We start from the raw sequence: 21,180 nt of genomic DNA, 5'->3' as shown, positions 1-21,180 counted from the left end.
GGGGGGCCCCCCGCCCCCAGGTTTTCGCCCTTGGGTGGTTTTGGCGCCGTCCTCACTGGCTGCGGCGGCGCTCCTTGAGCAGGAAGCGCCCCGGATCGAGGGCGGCGGCCAAATTCGCCTCCAGCGGCAGCGGCAGCCCTTCGAGCTGCGACACCAGCAGCTCGGCCATCAGCGGCGCCCAGATGATGCCGCGCGAGGCGTAACCCAGCAGGCAGTGCAGGCCGGGGTGGCGCGGCACGTCGCGCAGCCGTTCGAGGCGGCCGGCCGACGGGTAGTCGGGCAGCGCGCCGGCCAGCGGCAGGCGGTCCGGCGCGGCGCAGCGGAAACCGACGCGGCCGGCCAACGGCGCGTCGTCGACCCGCACGCCGGGCAGGATCTCGGCCAGCCGCGCCATGTTCTCCCGCTGGCTGGCGGCGCGCAGCGCCGGGTCGGCGTCGTCGTCGTAGGTGGCGCCGGCGCAGATCACGCCCTCGAAAGGCGGCGTGATGTAGGCCTCGCGGCACACCACCAGCGACTGCGCCGGCACCCGCTCGGGCGCCAGATGGGTGACCTGGCCGCGCAGCGCCTGCAACGGCAGCGGCGCCGACTGCGCCAGCGCGCGCGCGCCGGCGCCGGTGGCCAGCACCACGGTGGGCGCCTCGGCGACCAGCGCGCCGCCGCTGTCGCGCACCTGCCACCGGCCGTCGACGCGCTGCAGCGCCAACGCCTCGGACAAGAAGACGCGGCGCAGGCGCGCGCCGCAGGCGTCCAGCAGGGCCGCGCACAGTGACGACGGGCGCGCCCAACCGCCCTGCTCGAACAACCAGCCGCCGTGCGGCGTGGCCGAACCCAGGCGGGCCGAGGCGGCGGCGGCGTCGAGCCAGCGCACATACTCGGTCGGATAGTTCCAGGCCTCGACCACCTCGCGCTGCACGACGGCGTGGCCGGCGTCGCGCGCCAGTTGCAGCACGCCGCAGTTGGCGCCGGCGAAGGCGCTGCCGACGCCGCCCAGCCGCACCCACTGGCGCAGCGCGAACAGGAAGGCGCTGCGGCTCAGGCGGGTCGGGATATTGTCGTCTTTTGAGAGCAGCGGCATGAAGATGCCGGCCAGGTTGCCGGACGCCTCCTGCGCCGGCGCGGCGTGGCGTTCGATCAGCGTCACGTCCCAGCCGTGCGCGCACAGGCGCTCGCAGGCGGCCGAGCCGGCCACGCCGGCGCCGATGACGATGGCGCGCCGCTCGGGCGCGGCCGGCGCCGGCTGCTGCGGTGCGCGGCTGGCGTAGACGCCGCAAAGGTCGGGCGGCAGCGTCGCGCCGCCGGGCGCCACCGCGCAGGCGAAGCCGGCGGCGCGCAAGGCCCAGGCCTGCGCCTCGTCCGGCGCGCCGGCCCACAACGTGGCGCCCTGCACCGCCAGGCGCGCCAGCGCGCGCGCCGGGATGGCCGGCGCGTCGGCCGCCACGGCCGGCACGTGGAAGGCGTCGACGCGCGCCTCGATCTGCGGCAGCAGCGCCTCGGCCGGGCCGATCATCAGGTCGAGCGTGACGCGGCCGGCGTCGAGCAGAATGCGGTGCAGGCCGGGCACCAACGGCGGCCATAGCGCGCGCAGCTGGGCCGATGGAATCTCGGCGGCGGCCGGCGGCGTTGGCGCGATGGCCAGGTAGTGCAGCGCGCCGCGCTCGGCCGCCGCCTGCCACTCGGCCCAGAGACCGAAGAAGTGCTCGCCCCGGCCGAAGTCGGTGTCGAGGACGACGTGCGGGCCGCTCACGCGCCCGGCGCCGCGTGGTGGCGGAAGCAGTCGGGCGCGTGGTCGTCGACCATGCCGATCGCCTGCATATAGGCGTAGATGATGGTCGAGCCGACGAACTTGAAACCCAGCTTGGCCAGGTCCTTCGAGATGCGGTCGGACAGCGCGGTGGTGACGATGCGCTCGGCGCCGGGATTGACGATGGTCTGGCCGTCGACATAGCCCCACAGCAGCCGATCCAGGCTGCCACCCTGGGCGCGCAGGCGCAGGTAGGCCTGGGCGTTGCCGATGGCCGCCGCCACCTTCAGGCGGTTGCGCACGATGCCGGGATCGGCCAGCAGCGCGGCCACCTTGTCGGCGTCGTAGGCGGCGATTTTTTCCGCGTCCCAGTCGTCGAAGGCGGCGCGGTAGCTGTCGCGCTTGTTGAGGATGGTCTCCCAGCTCAGGCCCGCCTGCGCGCCTTCCAGATTCAGCATCTCGAACAGCTTGCGCTCGTCGTGGCAGGGCACGCCCCACTCGTGGTCGTGATAGTCGACATAGCGGGGATTGGCCGAATTGGCCCACTTGCAGCGGGTAGGTATCATGGGAGGCGTGGCTCGACGTGGCGCGAAAGACGTCCAGTATAAATTATTTGCCACTTGCCGAGCGCGGCAAAAAGGTTAAACTTCGCTACCCTGCCCGGCGCCACGGCGGGGCCGTCCCACCACCAATCACAGGAGCAGTCATGCAATTCGAGGCAAAGCTGGCGTGGCAACGCAATGGACAAAATTTTCTGGATCAGCGCTACAGCCGCGCGCACACCTGGAGCTTCGACGGCGGCCTGAGCGTGCCGGCCTCGTCGTCGCCGCTGTCGGTGCCACTGCCGATGTCCGAGGCGGCCAACCTCGACCCCGAGGAGGCGCTGGTGGCCGCCACCTCCAGCTGCCATATGCTGTTCTTCCTCTCCATCGCCGGCCAGCGCGGCCACACGGTCGACAGCTACCGCGACCACGCCATCGGCGAGCTGGGTAAAAACGAGGAGGGAAAAATGGCCATGACGCGCATCACGCTGCGCCCCGAGATCCGCTTCGCCGGCACCGCCTGGCCGAGCGCCGAGGAGCTGGCGGCGATCCACCACGCCGCCCACGACAAGTGCTACATCGCCAATTCGCTCAAGGCCGAGGTGGTGGTGGAGACGCCGCTGCCGCTGTAGGTTTAAGTTTAGGCCGCGGGACGCGGCGGCGCGCCGACGCGGCAGGGCCGCCGGCTACGCTTCCAGGTCGCTCGACAGGCCGACGCGGCGGCGCTCGCCGCCCAGCGCCAGCGGGCCGGTCAGGTTGGTCACCAGGCGCACCTCGCCCTCGGCGACGGCCTGGTCGAGCTGCTGCATCAGGCGCGGGAACAGGCCGTCCGGCCGCGCCAACTCGGTGGCGTACAGCGCGGCCCAGGCGTTGCGGCCGGAGCGCTTGGCGATGTACAGGCCCTGGTCGGCCAGCTCGACCACCTGCGACCACGACAGCAGGCGCGCCTGCGCCGGCAGGAAGGGGAAGCAGGCGAAACCGATCGAGCAGGTCTTGGCCAGGCGCGCGCCGTCGGCCAGCTCGAACGGCCGGTCGGCCACGGCGCAGCGGATGCGCTCGGCCACCACCTTGGCCTCGTCGCGGTGGGTGGCGCGGGCCAGCACCAGGAACTCCTCGCCGCCCCAGCGGATCAAATAGTCGGACTCGCGGAACACCTCGCGCAGGCGCTCCTGCATCTGCACCAGGATCGAATCGCCGGCGGCGTGGCCGTAGCGGTCGTTGACCTCCTTGAAGTGGTCCAGGTCGACCATGAAGAAGACCAGATCCTTGTCCAGCATCGGCTCGCGCTCGGCGCAGTCGGCGCGGGCGCCCTGGTCGTAGCGGCGCAAACTCATCGCCACGTCGGTGTCGACATGCTGCAGGAAGAAGCGGCGGTTGCGCAGACCGGTCAACTGGTCGGTCAGGCTGACCTCCTCCAGCGCCTTGTAGGCGCGCTCCAGCTCCAGGTTCTTCTCCAGCAGCTGCTCCTGGGTCGCGCTCAGCGTCTTCAGGGTCGCCTCGACCTGGCGGTAGGCGGCGGCGTTGTCGAGCGCGATGGCGCCGTAGGCGCACAGGGTGCGGAAGATCAGCCGGTCGCGGTCGCCGTAGGCGCGGGCGTGCAGCGACTGCACCGTCATCGCGCCGAGCACGCGCTCGCCGACGCGCAGCGGCGCGAACAGCAGGGTCAGGGTCGGCAGCGTGCCGGGGATCAGGTTCGGCGTGGCGCCGTCGGCCTCCAGCTCGATGAGCAGCTCGCGCCGCTCGCGCACGCAGCGCGAGCTGTTGGCCTTGGGGTCGCTCAGCGCGAAGCGGATGGCCGGCAGCGGCTTGCCCGCCTCGACGCCGAAGGCGCAGCGCAGCGACTGGCCGTCCGGCTCAAGCAAGAAGATCGAGAAGTGGGTGGCGTCGAGCAGGCCGTGGACGTGGCGGTCGAGGGCGCGGAACACCGCCGCCGCGTCGAGGTGGGCGGTGATCTCCTGGCCGATCGCGCTCAGGTGCTGCAAGGTCGCGCTGGTCTGCTGCAGCACCTCGGCGCGCTGCGCCTCGGCGGCGGCCAGCTGGCGGTGGTGCTCGCCCTCGGTCTGGGCGCGCTCGGTCTGGTACTGCACCTGCATGGCGATGGCGCGGTTGGTGGCCTGCTGGCTGTGGGTCTGGTCGCGCGCCGCGCTGGCCTGCAGCGCGATCTGGTAGGCGGTGGCGTAGTCACCGATGGCGGCGTGTTCGCGCGCGGCGGCGTCGAGCAGCGCGCCGGGCACGGCGTAGCCGTCGATGGTGGCGGCGGTGGCCAGCGCCAGTTGCAGATAGTGCAGCACGGCGTTGGGCGCGGCCATGTCGCCGGGCGGCGCCAGGCGGTGGCGGGCGTGGATGCGCGCCAGCACGCTCAGCGCGGCGATCTGGTTGGAGGCGTCGCCGTGCTCGCAGGCCAGCGCCAGCGCGGTGTTGGCGACGGCCAGCGCGTCGGCCGGCCGGTCCAGCTGCGACAGCGCGTGCGCCTGGCCGCGCCGCGCGCTGCTCTGGAAGTCGGATTGGCGCAACGCGTCGCCGCGCTCGCCGAGGCGGGCGAAGCTGTCGAGGGCGGCGTTGTAGTTGCCCAGGTCGAGCGCCAAGTCGCCCTGGTACTCCAGCGCGATGGCGTAGGCGCGCGAGCCCGACAGCGGCGCCAGCGTGTGCAGGGCCTCGCGCAGCAGGCCCTGGGCGGCCTCGCGCTGGCCCAGCTGGCGCAAGGTCTCGGCGGTCTGCATCAGACACAGGCCGATGCTCAGCGGCCAGCCGGTGGGGCGGGCCAGGTCGAGGCCGCGCTGCATCCACTCCAGCGCGGCGTCGTGCGCGTTCAGGCTGGTGAAGGCGTTGCCGATGTTGGTGGCGACGATGATGGCGCGGCGCCGCTGGCCGCTGCTCATGGCCGCCTCGTAGCTGTGCATCAGGTGGCCGATGGCGCGGCCGTAGTCGCTGGCCTGGAAGGCGCTGGTGCCGTGGTAGTCGCTGATCCAGCCGGCCGCCACCGGGTGCACCAGGCTCAGGTCGGCGTCGAAGCGCTGGCCCCAGCGCGCGATGGCGCGGTGGACGTCGCCGAACACGCCGAAGATGGCGCTGGCGGCGTCGATCACGTCGGCGCGCAGGGCGTCGCCGACGGCGCGCGCGTTGGCCGAGGCGATCGCCAGGGCGGCGTCGCCGCCGCCGCAATCGCCGCGGTCGTTGGCGATCCAGGCCAGCAGCCAGTGGGCGTCGGCGCGGCCGCGCGGGTCGGCGCACAGCTCGAACAATTGCAGCGCGTGCTCGGCCTGGCCCTGCGCGGCGTCGAGGGCGCCGGCCAGCCAGTGCGCCTCGGCGCCGACCAGCTCGAAGCGGGCTTGCAGGGGGAAACGTTGCGCCTCGGCCAGCGCGGCCAGCAGCGGCGCCGCCTCGGCCGCCCAGGACTGGGCGCGCGCGGGATCGCGCTGGCGGTTGTGCCAGGCGAGCTGGGCCAGCAGCGTCAGCCGCGCAGCACCCTCGGACGAGGGCAGCGCCGCATTCCACTGCGCCAACTCTTCATCGAGCGCAAACATTTCCACTAAATCAATTCCTCAACCTGTTGTACCGCGACGGGGGCCCCGGATAGGCGCCCGGCGGCGCGGTTTTCTTGCTTTCGCGCATTTATACGCGCATCCGCATTATTTCACAGTTTGGCCGGCAAGCCGCTGGCGCTGCGGGTTTGCGGCCGGAGAAACAACTCAAGTGCTTGATATCAAAGACAATTGTTGATTCCTGACGGAAACAAGAATTGAGCTGCCGGGAGACCCGCCGGCTAGCGCAACAGCGACACGGCGGCGGAAAATGTCAAAAACGATATCGCCGTCGAGACCAGGATGATGCGGGCGATGCGGCCGGTGTCGGCGCCGTAGCGTTCCGACAACATGGCGACGTTGCTCGCGCTGGGCAGGCAGGCCACCAGCACGATGCAGTTCAGCGCGTAGGGATCGAGCGGCAGGCCCAGCCAGATGGCGCCGCGGCCCAGCGCCAGCATCAGCAGCGGATGCAACACCAGCTTCTTCAGCGCCACCGGCACGTACTCGCGCAGCGGCGTGGCGTCGGCGCTGCCCATCTGCGAACGGGCCAGCACGGCGCCGATGGTAAACAGGGCCACCGGCGAGGCGGCGTCCGCCAGCAGGCCGACCGTGCGCTGCACCGGCCCGGGCAGGGCCAGGCCCAGCGCCGAGGCCAGGGCGCCGAGCACGATGGACCAGGGCATCGGGTTGGCCAGCATGCCGCGCAGCGCGGCCAGCACGGCGCCGCGGCCACGGCCGCTGCCGACCCGCGACAGGGCGATGCACAGCGAGCTGGTGATGACCATGTCGACGGCGATGGTCAGGATCACCGGCCCCGACGAGCGCGGCCCCAGCAACGCCAGCAACAGCGGCACGCCCATGAAACCGGTGTTGGGAAAGGCCGCCACCAGGGCGCCGAAGGCGGCGTCGTTCCAGTCGATGCGCCGGCTCAGCGTGGCGGCCATGGTCAGCGCCACCATCAGCAGCGCGCACAGCAGGTAGACGGCGAACAGGCTGGCGTCGAGCAACTGGGTCAGCGGCGTCGCCGCGCCGAAGCGGAACAGCATGCAGGGCAGCGCGAAATACAACACGAAACTGTTCATGCCGGGGATGGCGATCAGCGGCAGCATGCCGCGGCGCACCGCCACATAGCCGCACAGCACCAAGGCGAAGAAGGGGAAGGTGACGGCGAGGATAGCGAGCATGGTGGCCATTGTAAGCGCGTAAGCGGGTCGGCGCGGCCGGCGCGCGCTTTTGCTCTATGCTGTCGAGGTCGCCAAAAATATATTTGTCGGGCGATGGAATAGGCGCGCCGGCCGCCACGTATACACCGTAACACCGCACCGTAACACCGCGCCGTAACACCGCGCCGTAACACCGCGCCGTAACACCGTACCCCCAATGCATCCGGTGCAAGCCACGGCAGCCCGCCCCACCCACCCAAGGAATCCATCATGAGCCAAGCCAACACCACCCCGACCCGCCACCTCGCCGCCGCCCTCGCCGCCCTGCTGCTGTGCGGCGCCGCCCACGCCGCCGACGCCGTGCATCGGCAGGACGGCATCCTGGTCAACGCCGCCGGCATGACCGTGTACACCTTCGACAAGGACGTCGCCGCCAGCGGCAAGAGCGTCTGCAACGGCCCCTGCGCCGACAACTGGCCGGCCGTGCCGGCGCCGGCCACCGTGGCCGCGCCCTACTCCGTGCTGACGCGCGACGACGGCGCCAAGCAACTGGCCTACCAGGGCAAGCCGCTGTACCTGTACCAGGCCGACCAAAAGGCCGGCGAGCGCAACGGCGACAACTTCAAGAACGTCTGGCACGTCGTCAAGGACTGAGCGGGCCGCCCATGCAAGACGCCGGCGCCAGCCTGACCGCCTGCCTGCCGCGCCTGCGCCGTTACGCGCGGGCGCTGCTGGGCGACCGCGCGCGCGCCGACGATCTGGTGCAGGACACCGTCGAGCGCGGCTGGGACAAGCTGGCCTCCTGGCGCGGCGGCGACATGCGGCCCTGGCTGTTCGGCATCATGCACAATCTGCACGTCGACCAGCTGCGCCGGCCCGGCCTGAGCACGGTGCCGCTCGACGTCGCGGCGCCCTCGGCCGAACTGAGCGAGGCGCTGGGCGCCGCCGCGCCGCCCACCGACCGGCTCGAACTGCGCGACATGGACGCCGCGCTGGCGCGCCTGCCGGCCGAACAGCGCGCCGTGCTGCTGCTGGTGGCGCTGGAGGAAATGAGCTACGAGGAGGTCGCGCTGAGTCTGGACATCCCCGTCGGCACAGTCATGTCGCGCCTGTCCCGTGGCCGCGAACGGCTGCGCCTGCTCATGCTGGGCCGGCCCGTGCCGGCGCCGCTCAAGGTGGTTAAATGAACAATCCGATTACCGAAGCCGATCTGCAAGCCTGGGTCGACGGCCTGCTGCCGCCCGCCCGCGCCCAGGAAGTGGCCGACTATCTGGCCGAGCGTCCCGCCGAGGCGGCCCGCCTGCACAGTTACCGCGAGCAGAACGCCGCCCTGCGCCAGTTGTTCGACCCCCTGCTCGACGAGGCGGCGCCGGCCCGTTTGCTGCTGCCGCGCCGGCCCGCCCAGGCGCTGCCGCCGCCGCCGCCACCGCCGCCGCGCCGGCCGGACTGGCATGCGCGCGCGCCGCTGCGTTACGCCGCCATGCTGGCGCTGACCCTGGCCGGCGGCGCCGGCGGCTGGCTGCTGCACGGGCGGACGACAGCGGCCGGCGACAGCGCCCTGGCGCTGGGCAGCGGCGCCGGCGCCGCCGCCATCGTCCGCGCCGGCGGCGACGACACGGCGGCCATCCGCGCCGCCGGCGCCGCCGGCTCGGCGCTCCTGGCCCGCGACGACGCCGCCCGCCGGTACGGCGGCGACGGCCTGGCGCGCCGCGCCGCCATCGCCCACGCCGTCTACAGCCCGGAACAGCGCCATCCGGTCGAGGTCGGCGCCGACCAGCAACAACATCTGGTGGCCTGGTTGTCGAAACGGCTGGGCACGCCGCTGCGGCCGCCGCAGTTGCAGCAACTCGGCTACGCGCTCGAGGGCGGCCGCCTGCTGCCGGGCCAGAGCGGTCCGGTGGCGCAGTTCATGTACCGCGACGGCGCCGGCCAGCGCCTGACGCTGTACGTCTCGACCGAGCAGCAACAGCAGGACAGCACCGGCTTCCGCTACGCGCAGGAGGGCCAGGTCAGCGTGTTCTATTGGATCGACGGGAAGTTCGGCTACGCCCTGTCCGGCGTGCTCGACAAAACGGCGCTGGGCAAGGTCGCCGGCGCCGTCTATGCACAACTGGAACCGGCCTCCTGAGCGGAGGGCCGGACCGTTCCGCCCGGGGTCCGGGCGGGGTTCAAAGCCAACTCAAGCGTGCTTGCCGACCTCGATCAGGCGCGAACGCATGTTCTCGGAGGCGGCCGGTCCCGGCGCGAACATATAGTCCTCGTCGTTGATGGCCAGGCCGCTGTTGGCGTCGACCAGCACCTGGTCGGCCGGCTTGCCGGTTTCGCGGCTGACCACCAGCAAGCTGGCGCCCTCCGGTGCCAGGTGGTCGTTGCCCCAGGCGATGAAGGCCAGCAGCACCGGCTTGAAAGCGCGGCCGGACTTGGTCAGCACGTATTCATAGCGTGGTGGACGGGCGCTGTACTGGCGCCGCTCCATCAAGCCGCCTTCGACCAGGCCGGCCAGACGGCGCGTCAACATGTTCGGCGCGATCTTCAGGCTCTTTTCGAATTCGTCGAAGCGCGACAAGCCATAGAAGGCATCGCGTAAAATCAGGATGCTCCACCACTCCCCAACCTTCCCCAAACTGCGGGCGATCGGACAGGGCATGCGGCCAAAATCGGTATGTTTCATGAAGGACTCCGTTCCGGTGCTGATGCGGGTGAGATTGCGGGGTGACGGCAGAGTCACCGCTTTCGCAAAGTCATTATTGTCCATTCGTAAAATGCTTGCTTTTGCTGGGCGAGACGACGGTTTTGGATGCAGAGAAAACTATTAAAAAAAATGGAAAGATAGGCATAATACGCAACACACTTCTAGTTAACGTATCAAATTGATCATGTTTCCAAGCAACGAATCGACCGTGCGCCATATCCTGATCGTGGACGACTCCGCGTTCGAGCAGCGCATGCTGATGGATTTGTTGAGCGAGCACCCCTACCGCATCTCGGTCGCCTTCAACGGCCTGCAGGGCTATCAACTGGCGCTGGCCAACCAGCCGGACCTGATCCTGCTCGACGTGCGCATGCCGAATATGGACGGCTACACCGCCTGCCGCCTGCTCAAGGCCAACCCGGCCACGCGCGACATCCCGGTGATCTTCCTCAGCGGCGCCGACGCCGACGAGGAACGCATCATGGGCCTGTCGATCGGCGGCGTCGACTACGTCTCCAAGCCGTTCTCGCCGGGCGAGCTGGCGGCGCGCATCCACGTCCACCTGAACCTGGTGCAGCGGCCCGGCGCCGCCGCCGCCGTCGGCCAGGCCGCCGACCCGGACGCCGTGCTGGTGCGCGCCGTCAAGCGCCTGATCGCCGACAACCTGGCGGCCCTGCCCAACCTGGCCGAGATCGCCCGCAGCGTCGGCACCTACCGCGAGAAACTGTCGCAGGTGTTCCGCGAGCAGACCGGCATGACGGTGTTCGCCTTCATCCGCGAGGAGCGCATCCGCCGGGGCGTGCAACTGCTGCGCGAGAGCGAGATCGACGTGCAGGACATCGCCCTGCTGATCGGCTTCAACAACGCCGGCAACTTCGCCACCGCCTTCCGCGAGCGCATCGGCGTCACCCCCAGCGCCTACCGCCTATCGATGCAGCAACATAAAAAAACGCCGGAGGATTGACTCCCCCGGCGCAGCGGCCGGCGCCGAGGCGCCGGCCGGATTCTTGTTGTTTCTTGGTGATTCTTGTTGCTGCTTGTTGATTTATTGCTGTCGTTGCCGGATATTCCCTCGATGGTTGACTGCGATGCTTGAGCGCGCGCTCAGCGCAACCGTGGCGCCGCGCCGCGTCCGTCCAACTGGAACACGCTGACCACCGCCGCCAGCTTGGCGGCCTGCTCCTGCAGCGACGAGGCGGCGGCGGCGGCCTGCTCCACCAGCGCGGCGTTCTGCTGGGTCACCTCGTCCATCTGGGTGATCGCCTTGTTGACCTCCTCGATGCCGGTGCTCTGCTCCTGGCTGGCCGCCGAGATCTCGGCCACCACGTCGGTCACCCGGCGCACGCTGGCCACCACCTCGTTCATGGTGCTGCCGGCCTGCTGCACCAGGCTGGTGCCGGAATCGACCTTGCTGACCGAGTCGGCGATCAACTCCTTGATCTCCTTGGCCGCCGCCGCGCTGCGCTGGGCCAGGTTGCGCACCTCCGAGGCGACCACCGCGAAACCACGGCCCTGCTCGCCGGCGCGGGCCGCCTCGACGGCCGCGTTCAAGGCCAGAATATTCGTCTGGAAGGCGATGCCGTCGATCACGCTGATGATGTCGACGATCTTGCGCGACGAGGCGCTGATCGACTCCATCGTGTCGATCACCTTGCCGACCACTTGGCCGCCGTCGCTGGCGATGCCCGAAGCCGACTGCGCCAGCTGGTTGGCCTGGCGCGCGTTGTCGGCGTTCTGCCGCACGGTCGAGGTCAGCTGCTCCATCGCCGAGGCGGTCTCCTCCAGCGAGCTGGCCTGTTGCTCGGTGCGGCTGGACAGGTCGAGGTTGCCGCTGGCGATCTCCGACGAGGCGGTGGCGATGGTGTCGGTGCCAATGCGCACCTCGCCGACCACCCGCAGCAGGCTGTCGTTCATCGCCTTGAGCGAATGCATCAATTGGCCCGTCTCGTCGCTGCTGGTGGCGACAATCACGCCGGTCAGGTCGCCGTCGGCGACGCGCTGGGCGATCACCACCGCCTCGCGCAGCGGCACGGCGACGGTGCGGGCGACGAACAGCGCCAGCGCCAGGCCGACGCCGATCAACACCAGCAAAATGGTGATGATCAAGTTGCGCGACAGCACGAAGGTGGCGCTGGCCGATTTGTTGGAGGCGGCGCTGCCCTCGTCGTTGATCTTGACCAGGCCGTCGAGTTGCTCGTTGAGCTGGCGGAACACCTTGTTCGAATCGCCACGGAACAGCGCGCGCGCCTCGTCCTTTTTGCCCTCGCGCGACAAGACCACCAACTTGCCGCTCTGCGCCATGTAATCGTCGAGCGACTTCTGCAGCTCGCCGTAGATGCGCTTCTCCTCCGGCTCGGACACCAGGGTGGCGTAGTTGGCCTGCTGCTTGCGCAGCGTCTCGACGCGGCCGGCCATCGACTTGTCGGTGGCGGCCATCTCGGCCTCCTCGGCCAGCAGGATGTGGGTCGCTTCGGAGATGCGGAAGCGCGACAGCGAGGCCTGCATCTGGCCCAGGTAGCGCACCGCCGGCATCCAGTTGGTGGCGATGTCGGTCGAGGCCTGGTCGACCTTGACCAGCTGGCCGATCGAGAAGACGCCAAGGAAACAGGTCATGGCGATCACCACGGCGAAAGCCATGGTCAGCTTGCGTGCGATGTTCAAATCATAAAACCACTTCATGGCGTCTCCCCGCTGTGTAACCGCTCGCCGACGGACGCGACAATGGCGGTGGCCGGCAAAGGAAGTTTCCCTAATGCCAACTCGAACATCATATGGCCGTCGCGTCCGGCTGTCGACAGTTATGCCGCCGGGTGTTGCGTAAAGTTACTTTTTTTCCGCCAAGATAGCGAATTGAAAGCTTGCCGTGCTACTCCGCCAGGGCGGCCGGCGCCTGCCCGGCGCCGCGCGTGTCGCGCGCCGCCATCAGCCACAACATGCCGGCCGACAGCAGCGCCGGCACGGCGACCAGCAAAAAGATGCTGCTGTTGGGCCAGTTCATGCCGATCAGCTGGCCGCCCAGCACCGGGCCGACGATCGAGCCGATGCGGCCCACGCCCAAGCTCCAGCCGATGCCGGTGGCGCGCAAGGTGGTCGGGTAGTACTGGGCCGCCAGCGCGTTGACGGCCGGCTGGCCGCCGACGATGCAAAAGCCGGTGACGAAGATGGCGCAGAACAGCAAGGCCAGCGAGGCGTCGGCGCGGCCGATCAGGGCGATGGCGGCGGCGGCGACGAGGAAGGACGGCACCAGCACGCGCTGGAAGCCGGCGCGGTCTATCCACCGGCCCATGGTCAGGGTGCCGATGGTGCCGCCGACCTGCAGCACGGTGCCGGCCAGCACCGCCGTCTGCGTCGACAGGCCGGCGTCCTTGGCGATGCTGGGCAGCCAGTTGGAAAGGAAATAGAGGTTGAGCAGATTCATGAAATTGACCACCCACAGCAGCGCGGTGGTGCGGGCGCGGCCCTCGCGGAACAACTGGGCCACGCTGGCGCCGGCGCGCTGCTTCTCGTTGACCAGGTAGCGCGTGCCGGCGTCGATGTGCAACTGCGGGTCGATGCGCGCCAGCCATTTGCCGACCTGCTCGACCTTGCCGCGCAACACCAGGAACTGCAGCGACTCGGGCAGATAGGCCAGCATCAGCAGGCCGATCAGCAGCGGCACGGCGCCGCCGACATAGAACACCGAGTGCCAACCGAAGGCCGGGATCAGCGCCGCCGACAGCAGGCCGCCGGCCACGGCGCCGATGGTGAAGCCGCAGGACACCAGCATCATCAAGGTGACGCGGCGGCGCGCCGGGCTGTACTCGCCGGCCAGCGCCATGGCGTTGGGCATCACCGCGCCCAGGCCCAGGCCGGTGACGAAGCGGATCAGTTCGAGCTGGAACAGACTGCCGGCCGAGGGAGTCAGCAACATGCAGACGGCGAAGAACAGGGTGGCGGCGATCAACACGGGGCGGCGGCCGATGCGGTCGGCCAACAGGCTGAACAGCAGCGAGCCGACCAGCATGCCGAACAGGCCGGCGCCGAACACCGGTCCCAGGCTGGCCTTGCTGACGCCCCAGTCCTGGATGATGGCCGGCGCCACATAGCCCATCGCCTGCACGTCGAAGCCGTCCATGATGACGCACAGGCCGCACAACAGCAGCACGCCGGCCTGGAAGCGGCCGGTCTTGCCATTGTCGATCAGCGCCGGGATGTCGATTGCCTTGCCTGTGTCCATCTTGTCTCCTCTGGGGTTTGCTTTTTTATTGCAACCATTAGAGAACAGATCGATCTATCATACAAACAGTATATTTTTGTATATTTATCAGATTTCCTTCTGAATCGAGAGGCGCTGGCGGCCGGCGCCAAAACCCAACGGCGCAAACCTGGGGTCGGACCCCCGGGGGTCCGACCCCGGCTCTTGGCCCCGGGGGCTTGCCGGTGCCGCCGGCGCCCTCCGTGTCAACGCCTCAGAACTTGTAGTTCAGCTTGACCGAGGCGAAGCGGCCGCGCGGGTCGCCCTGGGTGAAGTCGAAGAAGCTGGTCGACGAATCCCACGACGGCCGCTTGTCGGTCAGGTTTTGCACCACCAGGCTGACGGTGGCGGCCGGCGTGACTTTCCACGCCACGTTGGCGTCGAAGGTGGCGACCGGGGCGACGCGTTCGCCGGCACGGGTGGTCTGCTCATAGCCGTCGGCGTAGTTCCAGGTCAGCGTGCTGGTCCAGCTGCCGATGTCCCAGGTGGCCGAGGTGGTGCCGCGCCACTTCGGAATCGAGCCGAAGTAATTGGTGCCGGCACCATTCGTCAGCGGCTCGCCTTCGGACAGCGGCGCCGAGAATTTGAGCACCTTGCTCAGCTGGGCGGTCAGGGCCAGCTTGCCCCACTGCTTGAAGTCGAGATTGTGGCGCAGGTCGAGGTCGATGCCCGAGGCTTCCCGGTCGCCCTGGTTGGCGTACTGCAGATACAGGGTGTTGATGCGGCCTTCGCCATCGCGCGCGATCTTGTTGGGGAAGCGCGCTTCGTTGGCGATGATGGTGTCGGCCGAGTCGGTGCCGATCACGCCGCGCGTCTTGATGCGGTAGTAATCGAGGCCGATGCTGCTGTCGCTGCTCGGCGAGATCACCAGGCCCAGGTTCAGGTTGTTGGAGCGCTCGGGCCGCAGTTGGTCGTTGGCGCGGGTGATGTTGGTCACGCCGCGTGGCTGGTTCGGCGTGATCGGATCTTTCGGATCGATCAGCGAGCCGTAGCTGACCGAGCTGCTGTTGGTGATTTCCGGCAGCGACGGGGCGCGGAAACCGCGCGACGCGGTGCCGCGCAGCAGCAGCCACTGGGCCGCCTGGTAGCGCACGCTGGCTTTCGGCGAGAAGGCGCTGCCGAAGTCGCTGTAGTGGTCGGCGCGGCCGGCCAGGTTGACGCTGAGGTCCTTGACGATGGGCGCGTTGAACTCGGCGAACAGGGCCGAGACGTCGCGCGTGCCCTTGATGATGTTGATCGCCGGCCGCAGCTCGGTGCCCGACAGCACGGCCGTCGAGGTGTCCGAATTCATTTCCTCGCGGCGCCACTGGCCGCCGACGGCGAAACCGAGCGGGCCGGCCGGCAGCGCGAACAGGTCGCGCGAGGCGCTGACGTCGACCGTGGTCAGCTTGGACTCGGCCGGCCGCAGGGTCGACAGGCGCAGACGCTGGCGCACCGCTTCGCTGTTCTTCGACTGGTCGGCGAAGTTGTAACTGCCGTCGGCCAGCACTTTTTCAAACTCGTAGCGGTTGACGAAGTTCTGCACCGTCTCTTCCAACTTGCTGGCTGAACGGCCCACCGAGGCGTCGTATTCCCAGCCGGCCAGCGTGCCTTTGAGGCCCGTCAGCACGCGGTAGAAATCGACCTTGTCCTGCTTCAGGCGCGGGCCGAGGTCGAACAAGGTGGCGTTGATCGGCAGCGGCGTGGCGCCCGGATTGTTCGGATGACCGACCGGCAGCGCGACGCTGATGGTGTCCAGTCGTTGCAGTTTGCTGTTCCAGGCGCGCAGGCTGCTGCCGACGGTTAGCGGCGCGGCGAAGGTCTGGTCGGCGCGCGAATGGCCGTACAGCAGCTCGGCGTAGGCTTCCGTGTCGTCGTTCAGGCGCAGCGTGCCGCGCAGCGAGGAGTGCACCCGCGAGACGCCGGGAATCAACGTCCGGTACTCGGCCGGATTGTAGGCTTGCACCAGGCCCGTCTTGCCGGCGCTGATGTCGCCGTAGGGTTTCAGTTGCAGCGGACCTTGCTGGCCGCCCAGCAATTTGGTCGCGTCGGTGCCGTAGTAGTTGGTCGGCACCCAGGCCAGCGAGCCGTTGGTGTTGCCGTGCCAGTCGCTGCCGCGCATCCACTCCACGTCCGACTGTTGCAGCTTGCTGCGGTGCTGGGCGTCGACCGAGAAGACCACGCTGTAGCCGTCCTCGGCCAAGCTGCCGAAGCCGGTCTGCAAGGCCGCGCTCTGGTCCGTCTGCCCCGTGCCCTGGGTCGAGGCGCCGCCCTTGACGCTGATCTCGGTGCCCTTGAATTCCTTGTACAGGATGATGTTGACCACGCCGGCCACCGCGTCCGAGCCGTAGACCGAGGAGGCGCCGTCCTTCAAGATCTCGATGCGCTGCACCGCCGCCATCGGCAGGCTGTTCAGGTCGACGAAGACCTCCTTCATGTCCTGCGCCGTGGCATACGGGCTGACGCGTTTGCCGTTGACCAGGATCAGGGTGTTCTGCTGCCCCAGGCCGCGCAGCGCCAGTCCGGCCGTGCCGGCCGAGAAGCTGCCGGTGTACTGCTCGTTGTAGCTGTTGCCGCTGTTGGCCGAGATGGAGCGCAGCACGTCGGCGATGCTCGACTTGCCGGAGGCGGCGATTTCCTTGGCGGAGATCACCTGCACCGCGCTGGCGCCCTCCTTCTCGCTGACGCGGATGTTGGAACCGGTGACGACGACGCGGGCCGGCTCGTCGGCGAAGGCGAACTGCGGGAAGGCGGCGGCAATGGCTAAACTGATGCTGAGTGGCTTGAACATGATTTCCTCTTGGTGGGTTTGGCGCCCTCTTCCGGTGGAAAAAGGGCGTGCACAGCCCTGCCGGCCTGGTGGGTCGACGCGGGTCTTGCGCAATTTGCGGCGGGCTGCCGCGGACTACGGGGGTAAGGTGTTAGGCGACGCTGCACATGCACTGCGCCATGCAAAGCATGTACAGGACGTGACGGTCAAGGCGGGTCGGAATCGGGGTGGAACGCAACATAACAAAAGGCCGGTGGTGCAAGGGAGTTTGCACTATACCGGCCGGAATTACTTGTCGGAACGAATCATTTGTTCCTTGTATATACGATTTGGATCTAAAGGCCGGCGGCCCGGCGCGGCGGCGCGGCCGGCGCGGTCGAGGTCGCCGGCGCGGCCACGGGGGCGGCCATCTGGCGGCGCCAGAAGTACCAGGAGACGATGGCGTTGAGCCAGTAGGCGGCGTACAGCAAGGCGGTCAGGTGCAGGCCGCGACTGAAGTACAGCGGCACCGAGATGCTGTTGACCAGCAGCCAGAACGGCCAACTCTCCAACCGGCGTCCCATCAGCAGCAGCTGGGCGATGATGCTGAACACCAGCACGGCCGAGTCGACGAAGGGCGCGTAGGCCTCGGTGTAGCGGTGCAGCATCAGGCCGTAGGCGGCGCTGGCGGCGACGCCGAGCAGCACCATGGCGGCCAGCGGGCCGGCGCGCACCCGGCCGATCGGCAGCGCGACGCCGCCGGCGCCACGGCGCCAGCGCAGCCAGCCGATCACGCAGGTGACGATGAAGAACAATTGCAGCGCCACGTCGGCGTACAGCTTGACGCCGTAGAACAGCAGCGCGAACATCGAACAACCGAGCACGCCCAGCCACCAGGAATGCGCGTTGTTGCGCCCCGCCAGCACGATCGACAATGTCATGACCGCGTTGGCGGCGATTTCCAGGGGTGGACTCAAAGCGGGTTTCCTTTTCGGGGTAAGGTGAAGGCGCCGGGGTCCTCCAAACCACCCACAGGCAAAGACCGGGGTCAGACCCCCGGGGGGTCTGACCCCGGAGCGTGCCCTTGGGTCTGCTCAGCCCAGCCTCAGCGCGGTTTGCACTCCTCCGGCAACAGCTTGGCGGGGATCTCCTCGCTGCCGCAGCGCCACGCCATCTTCTTATTCTCGTCCAGGCTGGGCGTGAACGCAATGGCCTTGCCGCGATAGCTCAGGTCGGACGGGAACACCCGCACCACGCCGTTGCCGGCGTCGACGCTGAGGTCCTGCACGGCGTGGCTGGGGTCGGCCAGGGCGAAGCCGGCCTGCTCCAAGGTGGCCGGCGCCTTGCCGTTGGCATAGAAATAGCGTTCGACGGCGGCCGTGGCCTCGTGCCCGACGGCGACGGCGCGCACCATCCTGGCGCGCGCCTCGTAGTCCCGGTAGGCCGGCAGGGCGACGGCGGCCAGAATGCCGGCCAGCGCCAGCACCGCCAGCAGCGAGCCGACGCCGCCGCCCAAACCCAGGCGCGGCACGAACAAGGCCAGCACATAGGCCGCGCCGCTGCGCGCCGGTTGCTCGATCTCCTTGCCCTGGGCCAGGCCGCGCATCACCGCCATGCGCTTGACCAGCCAGGGATAGTCGCCGACCAGCTCGTGGAAGGACATCCAGAAACCGGACGACTCGCGCGCCTGCGCCACGTAGTTGCCGATGTTCATGGCGCGCCAGCGCTTGCCGCCGGCCGCCAGCGCGGCCAGGCCCAGTTGGGCGCTGGCCAGGTCGTCGCAGGCGTGGAAGCCGTGGCGGTCGCAGGTGTACTCGCGCGCCCGCGCATAGGCCGCGCCCAGCAAGGGCAGCGCGGCGGCCGGCATCAGCAGCGCGGACCAGCTCAGGTGGTGGCGTTTCAGGTGGCCGATCTCGTGGCCGATGTAGAAATTGATCGCGTCCGGCCGCTCCTCCAGCGCGTCGACCACGTCCGAATACAGCACGATGAAATGCTTGCCGAAGAAGCGGGTGGCGAAGGCGTTGAAGGCGCCGCCCATCTGCAGCAGGTAGGCGTCCGGCGCCTGCGCCATGTCGAGCCGGGCGCAGCAGGCGTCGATGCGCGCCTTCAGGTCGGGGAACTGCTGCGCCGTGATCCGCACGCCGGTGCCCTTCAGATAGGACACCAGGGCCGACTGGGCGAAACAATAGGAGATGAAAAACAGCAGCAGATACAGCGCCATCATGCCGGCCGTGCCGACCAGCAGCACCAGCCACAATACCAGCGAGAGTAGCAACATCAAGACGAACAGCGTCTTTTCTTTCCTATAAACCAATTCCATGCATGCCCCTGGCGACCTAAAGTTTCTTGGCGGCATTTTATCCGATTTTTTAAGTAAAAAATAACTCTTTTTGCTATCTTTTTGCCGGCCGCCGCGCCGGCGCCGAAAAGGGCGGGCATACCACTTTGTTAAATTTTTCAAATTGGTACTAGTTTTAAGGAAACACTTACTTGTTAAGCAATAAACAAACTTGCTCGTGACACGATTTGGCAAAGTAAAAATTAACAGTTCACGCCGCGCGCCAGCCCGGCAAACCGGCAAACCGGCACCGTCCGGGCGCGCCGTCCGGCCGCGTTTTCGGGCGCCTTCAATGACGCTTTTCCGCGCAAAACTGTAAGACCGGAATTAGCACTGGTATTGCCAAAAACAAGGGTACTTGAAACCACTTGACTACCACTTTCGCGCGTTCCATTCTCGTCCTACCGTGCCGGAAAACCGCAGTGGCTGCGGCTTGCCGGCGGAACGGGACCCACAGTTCTAACGAAGAGGGAGACGATATGCACTATCAAAAAACAGCAACTGGACTCATCACCGCACTGATCGGCGCCATGCTGGCCGGTTGCGGCGGCGGTGGCTCCGAGCAGGAAACACAGGGCAACAAACTGCTGGCGCAGGGCGGCGCCACGCTGGCCGACAGCTGCGCCGCCTGGGTGGCCAGCCAGGTCTACACGGCCGGCAACTGTGTCAGCTACGAAGGCAAGCTGTACACCGCCAAGTGGTGGACCCAGGGCAATGTGCCCGGCACCGAGCAATGGGGGCCGTGGAGCGAAACCGGCGTGACGCCAACCCCAACCCCGACGCCGCCAACCCCGACGCCGACCCCGCCGACGCCGACCCCGACGCCACCGACCCCAACCCCACCGACGCCGACGCCGCCCACCCCCACCCCGATCGGCGGCCGCGAGATCGGCTCCTACTTCGCCCAGTGGGGCGTCTACGGCCGTGGTTACGAAGTGGCCGACATCCACACCACCAAGACCCCGGTGAACGGCGTGCAGACCAGCGTGGCCGACCAGCTGAGCTTTATCAACTACGCCTTCGGCAACGTCTACGCCAAGAACGGCGGTTACGAATGCGACATGGTGACGCGCACCGAGACCGGCAACGAGTCGCCGCCACCGGCCAGCGCCGGCACCGGCGGCGACTCCTTCGCCGACTACCAGCGCCAGCCGGTGCGCACCGTCGACGGCAAGACCATCCCGTGGGACGCCAAGCTGACCGGCAACTTCGCCCAGCTGAAACTGCTCAAGGCGGCCCACCCCAACCTGCGGGTCTTCATCTCGCTGGGCGGCTGGACCTGGTCGAAGCAGTTCTCGGCGGCGGCCAAGACGGACGCCTTGCGCAAGCAACTGGCGCGCTCCTGCGTCAAGCAGTTCATCGCCGGTGACCTGCCGGTGCAGGACGGCCGTGGCGGACCCGGCGCGGCCAAGGGCGTGTTCGACGGCATCGACATCGACTGGGAATACCCGGGCGGCGGCGGTCAACCGTACAACACGGTCGACACGGTCAACGACAAGCACAACTTCACCTTGTTGATGGCCGAGTTCCGCGCCCAGCTCGACGCCCAGGGCGCCGTCGACGGCAAGCGCTACGCGCTGACCGCCGCCATCGGCGCCGGCACCGAGAAGATCGCGCAGACCGAACCGGCGCTGTACAGCCAGTACATGGACTGGGTCAACGTGATGACCTATGACTTCCATGGCGGTTGGGAAAACACCACCAACTTCCACTCGCCGCTGTACCACGACCCGGCCGATCCGGCCACCGGCAACCTGGCCAAGTACAACACCAACGACGGCATCAGCGCCTTGGTGGCGGCCGGCATGCCCCGCAACAAGATCCTGCTCGGCGTGCCCTTCTACGGACGCGGCTGGAAGGGTGTGACGGCGGGGCCGAACGGCAACGGTCTGTACCAGGCCACCACGGGCGGCGCGAGCGGCACCTACGAGTCCGGTATCGAGGACTACAAAGTGCTCAAGAACAAGGTTGGCACGCGCTGGTATCACCCGGCCACCAAGCAATTGTTCCTGCTGACCTCGGGCGGCGAATGGTGGAGCTATGACGACGAGAGCGTGATCGGCGTCAAGATGCAGTACATGCGCGACCAGGGCCTGCGCGGCGCCTTCTCGTGGGAACTGGACGGCGACGCCAGCGGCGCCCTGACCAGCGAGGTGTGGAAGGGCCGCTGATTCGGCCCGGGCCGCCGCCCGTGCCGGCCCGCCGACGCCGCGCCGTT

16 protein-coding genes are annotated in these 21,180 nt (G+C 68.4%); 6 read left to right on the top strand and 10 right to left on the bottom strand.

Annotated features, from left to right (window positions below):
• Positions 1-52 precede the first annotated feature (52 nt).
• Both mnmC and H7U20_RS09350 read right to left on the bottom strand, forming a co-directional pair.
• Positions 53-1,744: an FAD-dependent 5-carboxymethylaminomethyl-2-thiouridine(34) oxidoreductase MnmC gene (gene mnmC, locus H7U20_RS09355; RefSeq protein ID WP_199758855.1), complete on the bottom strand. Its 1,692-nt coding sequence runs from the start codon at positions 1,742-1,744 to the stop codon at positions 53-55.
• Positions 1,741-2,307, bottom strand: coding sequence for a DNA-3-methyladenine glycosylase I (locus H7U20_RS09350; protein WP_199758854.1), 567 nt, complete (start codon positions 2,305-2,307; stop codon positions 1,741-1,743). Before H7U20_RS09350 ends, mnmC begins: the two co-directional genes overlap by 4 nt.
• Before the next feature lie 140 nt (positions 2,308-2,447).
• Here H7U20_RS09350 and H7U20_RS09345 point away from each other — a divergent pair, with 140 nt between their 5' ends.
• Positions 2,448-2,915: an OsmC family protein gene (locus H7U20_RS09345; RefSeq protein ID WP_199758853.1), complete on the top strand. Its 468-nt coding sequence runs from the start codon at positions 2,448-2,450 to the stop codon at positions 2,913-2,915.
• 54 nt (positions 2,916-2,969) lie between these two features.
• Here H7U20_RS09345 and H7U20_RS09340 read toward each other — a convergent pair whose 3' ends face one another.
• Together H7U20_RS09340 and H7U20_RS09335 are read right to left on the bottom strand one after the other, a co-directional pair.
• Positions 2,970-5,807 carry a diguanylate cyclase gene (locus H7U20_RS09340; protein WP_199758900.1) on the bottom strand — a complete coding sequence of 946 codons (2,838 nt, stop codon included), beginning with the start codon at positions 5,805-5,807 and terminating at the stop codon, positions 2,970-2,972.
• Between the two features lie 239 nt (positions 5,808-6,046).
• Positions 6,047-6,991 (bottom strand): AEC family transporter, encoded by a 945-nt coding sequence (locus tag H7U20_RS09335; RefSeq protein WP_199758852.1) that lies wholly within the window; start codon positions 6,989-6,991, stop codon positions 6,047-6,049.
• Positions 6,992-7,240: 249 nt separating this feature from the next.
• On the opposite strand from H7U20_RS09335, the gene H7U20_RS09330 reads away from it, so the two are divergent.
• Genes H7U20_RS09330 through H7U20_RS09320 form a run of 3 tightly spaced genes read left to right on the top strand, consistent with a single transcriptional unit; the run spans position 7,241 to position 9,098 of the window.
• The gene (locus H7U20_RS09330; protein WP_199758851.1) at positions 7,241-7,624 is read left to right on the top strand and encodes a COG4315 family predicted lipoprotein; all 384 of its coding nucleotides are present in this window, start codon (positions 7,241-7,243) and stop codon (positions 7,622-7,624) included.
• 11 nt (positions 7,625-7,635) lie between these two features.
• The gene (locus H7U20_RS09325) at positions 7,636-8,157 is read left to right on the top strand and encodes an RNA polymerase sigma factor (protein ID WP_199758850.1); all 522 of its coding nucleotides are present in this window, start codon (positions 7,636-7,638) and stop codon (positions 8,155-8,157) included.
• On the top strand, positions 8,154-9,098 hold the full coding sequence (locus tag H7U20_RS09320) for an anti-sigma factor family protein (RefSeq protein WP_199758849.1): 945 nt from the start codon (positions 8,154-8,156) through the stop codon (positions 9,096-9,098). The genes H7U20_RS09325 and H7U20_RS09320 overlap by 4 nt, the downstream gene beginning before the upstream one ends.
• 51 nt (positions 9,099-9,149) lie before the next feature.
• Here the strand turns inward: H7U20_RS09320 and H7U20_RS09315 are convergent, their stop codons facing one another.
• Positions 9,150-9,641 carry a winged helix-turn-helix transcriptional regulator gene (locus H7U20_RS09315; protein WP_093389993.1) on the bottom strand — a complete coding sequence of 164 codons (492 nt, stop codon included), beginning with the start codon at positions 9,639-9,641 and terminating at the stop codon, positions 9,150-9,152.
• 205 nt (positions 9,642-9,846) lie between these two features.
• On the opposite strand from H7U20_RS09315, the gene H7U20_RS09310 reads away from it, so the two are divergent.
• Positions 9,847-10,626 (top strand): response regulator transcription factor, encoded by a 780-nt coding sequence (locus H7U20_RS09310; protein WP_199758848.1) that lies wholly within the window; start codon positions 9,847-9,849, stop codon positions 10,624-10,626.
• 140 nt (positions 10,627-10,766) lie between these two features.
• Here the strand turns inward: H7U20_RS09310 and H7U20_RS09305 are convergent, their stop codons facing one another.
• The 5 genes from H7U20_RS09305 to H7U20_RS09285 form a co-directional block, all read right to left on the bottom strand.
• On the bottom strand, positions 10,767-12,341 hold the full coding sequence (locus tag H7U20_RS09305; protein WP_199758847.1) for a methyl-accepting chemotaxis protein: 1,575 nt from the start codon (positions 12,339-12,341) through the stop codon (positions 10,767-10,769).
• 187 nt (positions 12,342-12,528) lie between these two features.
• Positions 12,529-13,878: an MFS transporter gene (locus H7U20_RS09300; protein WP_199758846.1), complete on the bottom strand. Its 1,350-nt coding sequence runs from the start codon at positions 13,876-13,878 to the stop codon at positions 12,529-12,531.
• Between the two features lie 232 nt (positions 13,879-14,110).
• On the bottom strand, positions 14,111-16,666 hold the full coding sequence (locus H7U20_RS09295) for a TonB-dependent receptor (RefSeq protein WP_199758845.1): 2,556 nt from the start codon (positions 16,664-16,666) through the stop codon (positions 14,111-14,113).
• A 314-nt stretch (positions 16,667-16,980) separates the two neighbouring features.
• Entirely contained in the window at positions 16,981-17,601 is a 621-nt protein-coding gene (gene pnuC / locus H7U20_RS09290; protein ID WP_199758844.1) for a nicotinamide riboside transporter PnuC, read from the bottom strand.
• Between the two features lie 128 nt (positions 17,602-17,729).
• A complete protein-coding gene (locus H7U20_RS09285) occupies positions 17,730-18,944 on the bottom strand; it encodes a M48 family metallopeptidase (protein WP_199758843.1) in 1,215 nt (404 codons plus the stop codon).
• Positions 18,945-19,441: 497 nt separating this feature from the next.
• Between H7U20_RS09285 and H7U20_RS09280 the strand changes: the two genes are divergently transcribed.
• Positions 19,442-21,133: a glycosyl hydrolase family 18 protein gene (locus H7U20_RS09280; protein WP_304621717.1), complete on the top strand. Its 1,692-nt coding sequence runs from the start codon at positions 19,442-19,444 to the stop codon at positions 21,131-21,133.
• The last annotated feature ends 47 nt before the right edge of the window (positions 21,134-21,180 follow it).

It is taken from the genome of Rugamonas violacea (genome assembly GCF_016461825.1).
Taxonomy (GTDB): Bacteria; Pseudomonadota; Gammaproteobacteria; order Burkholderiales; family Burkholderiaceae_D; genus Rugamonas.
The sequence above is the reverse complement of the archived record's forward strand: the minus strand, read 5'-3'. Positions and strand labels throughout refer to the sequence as shown.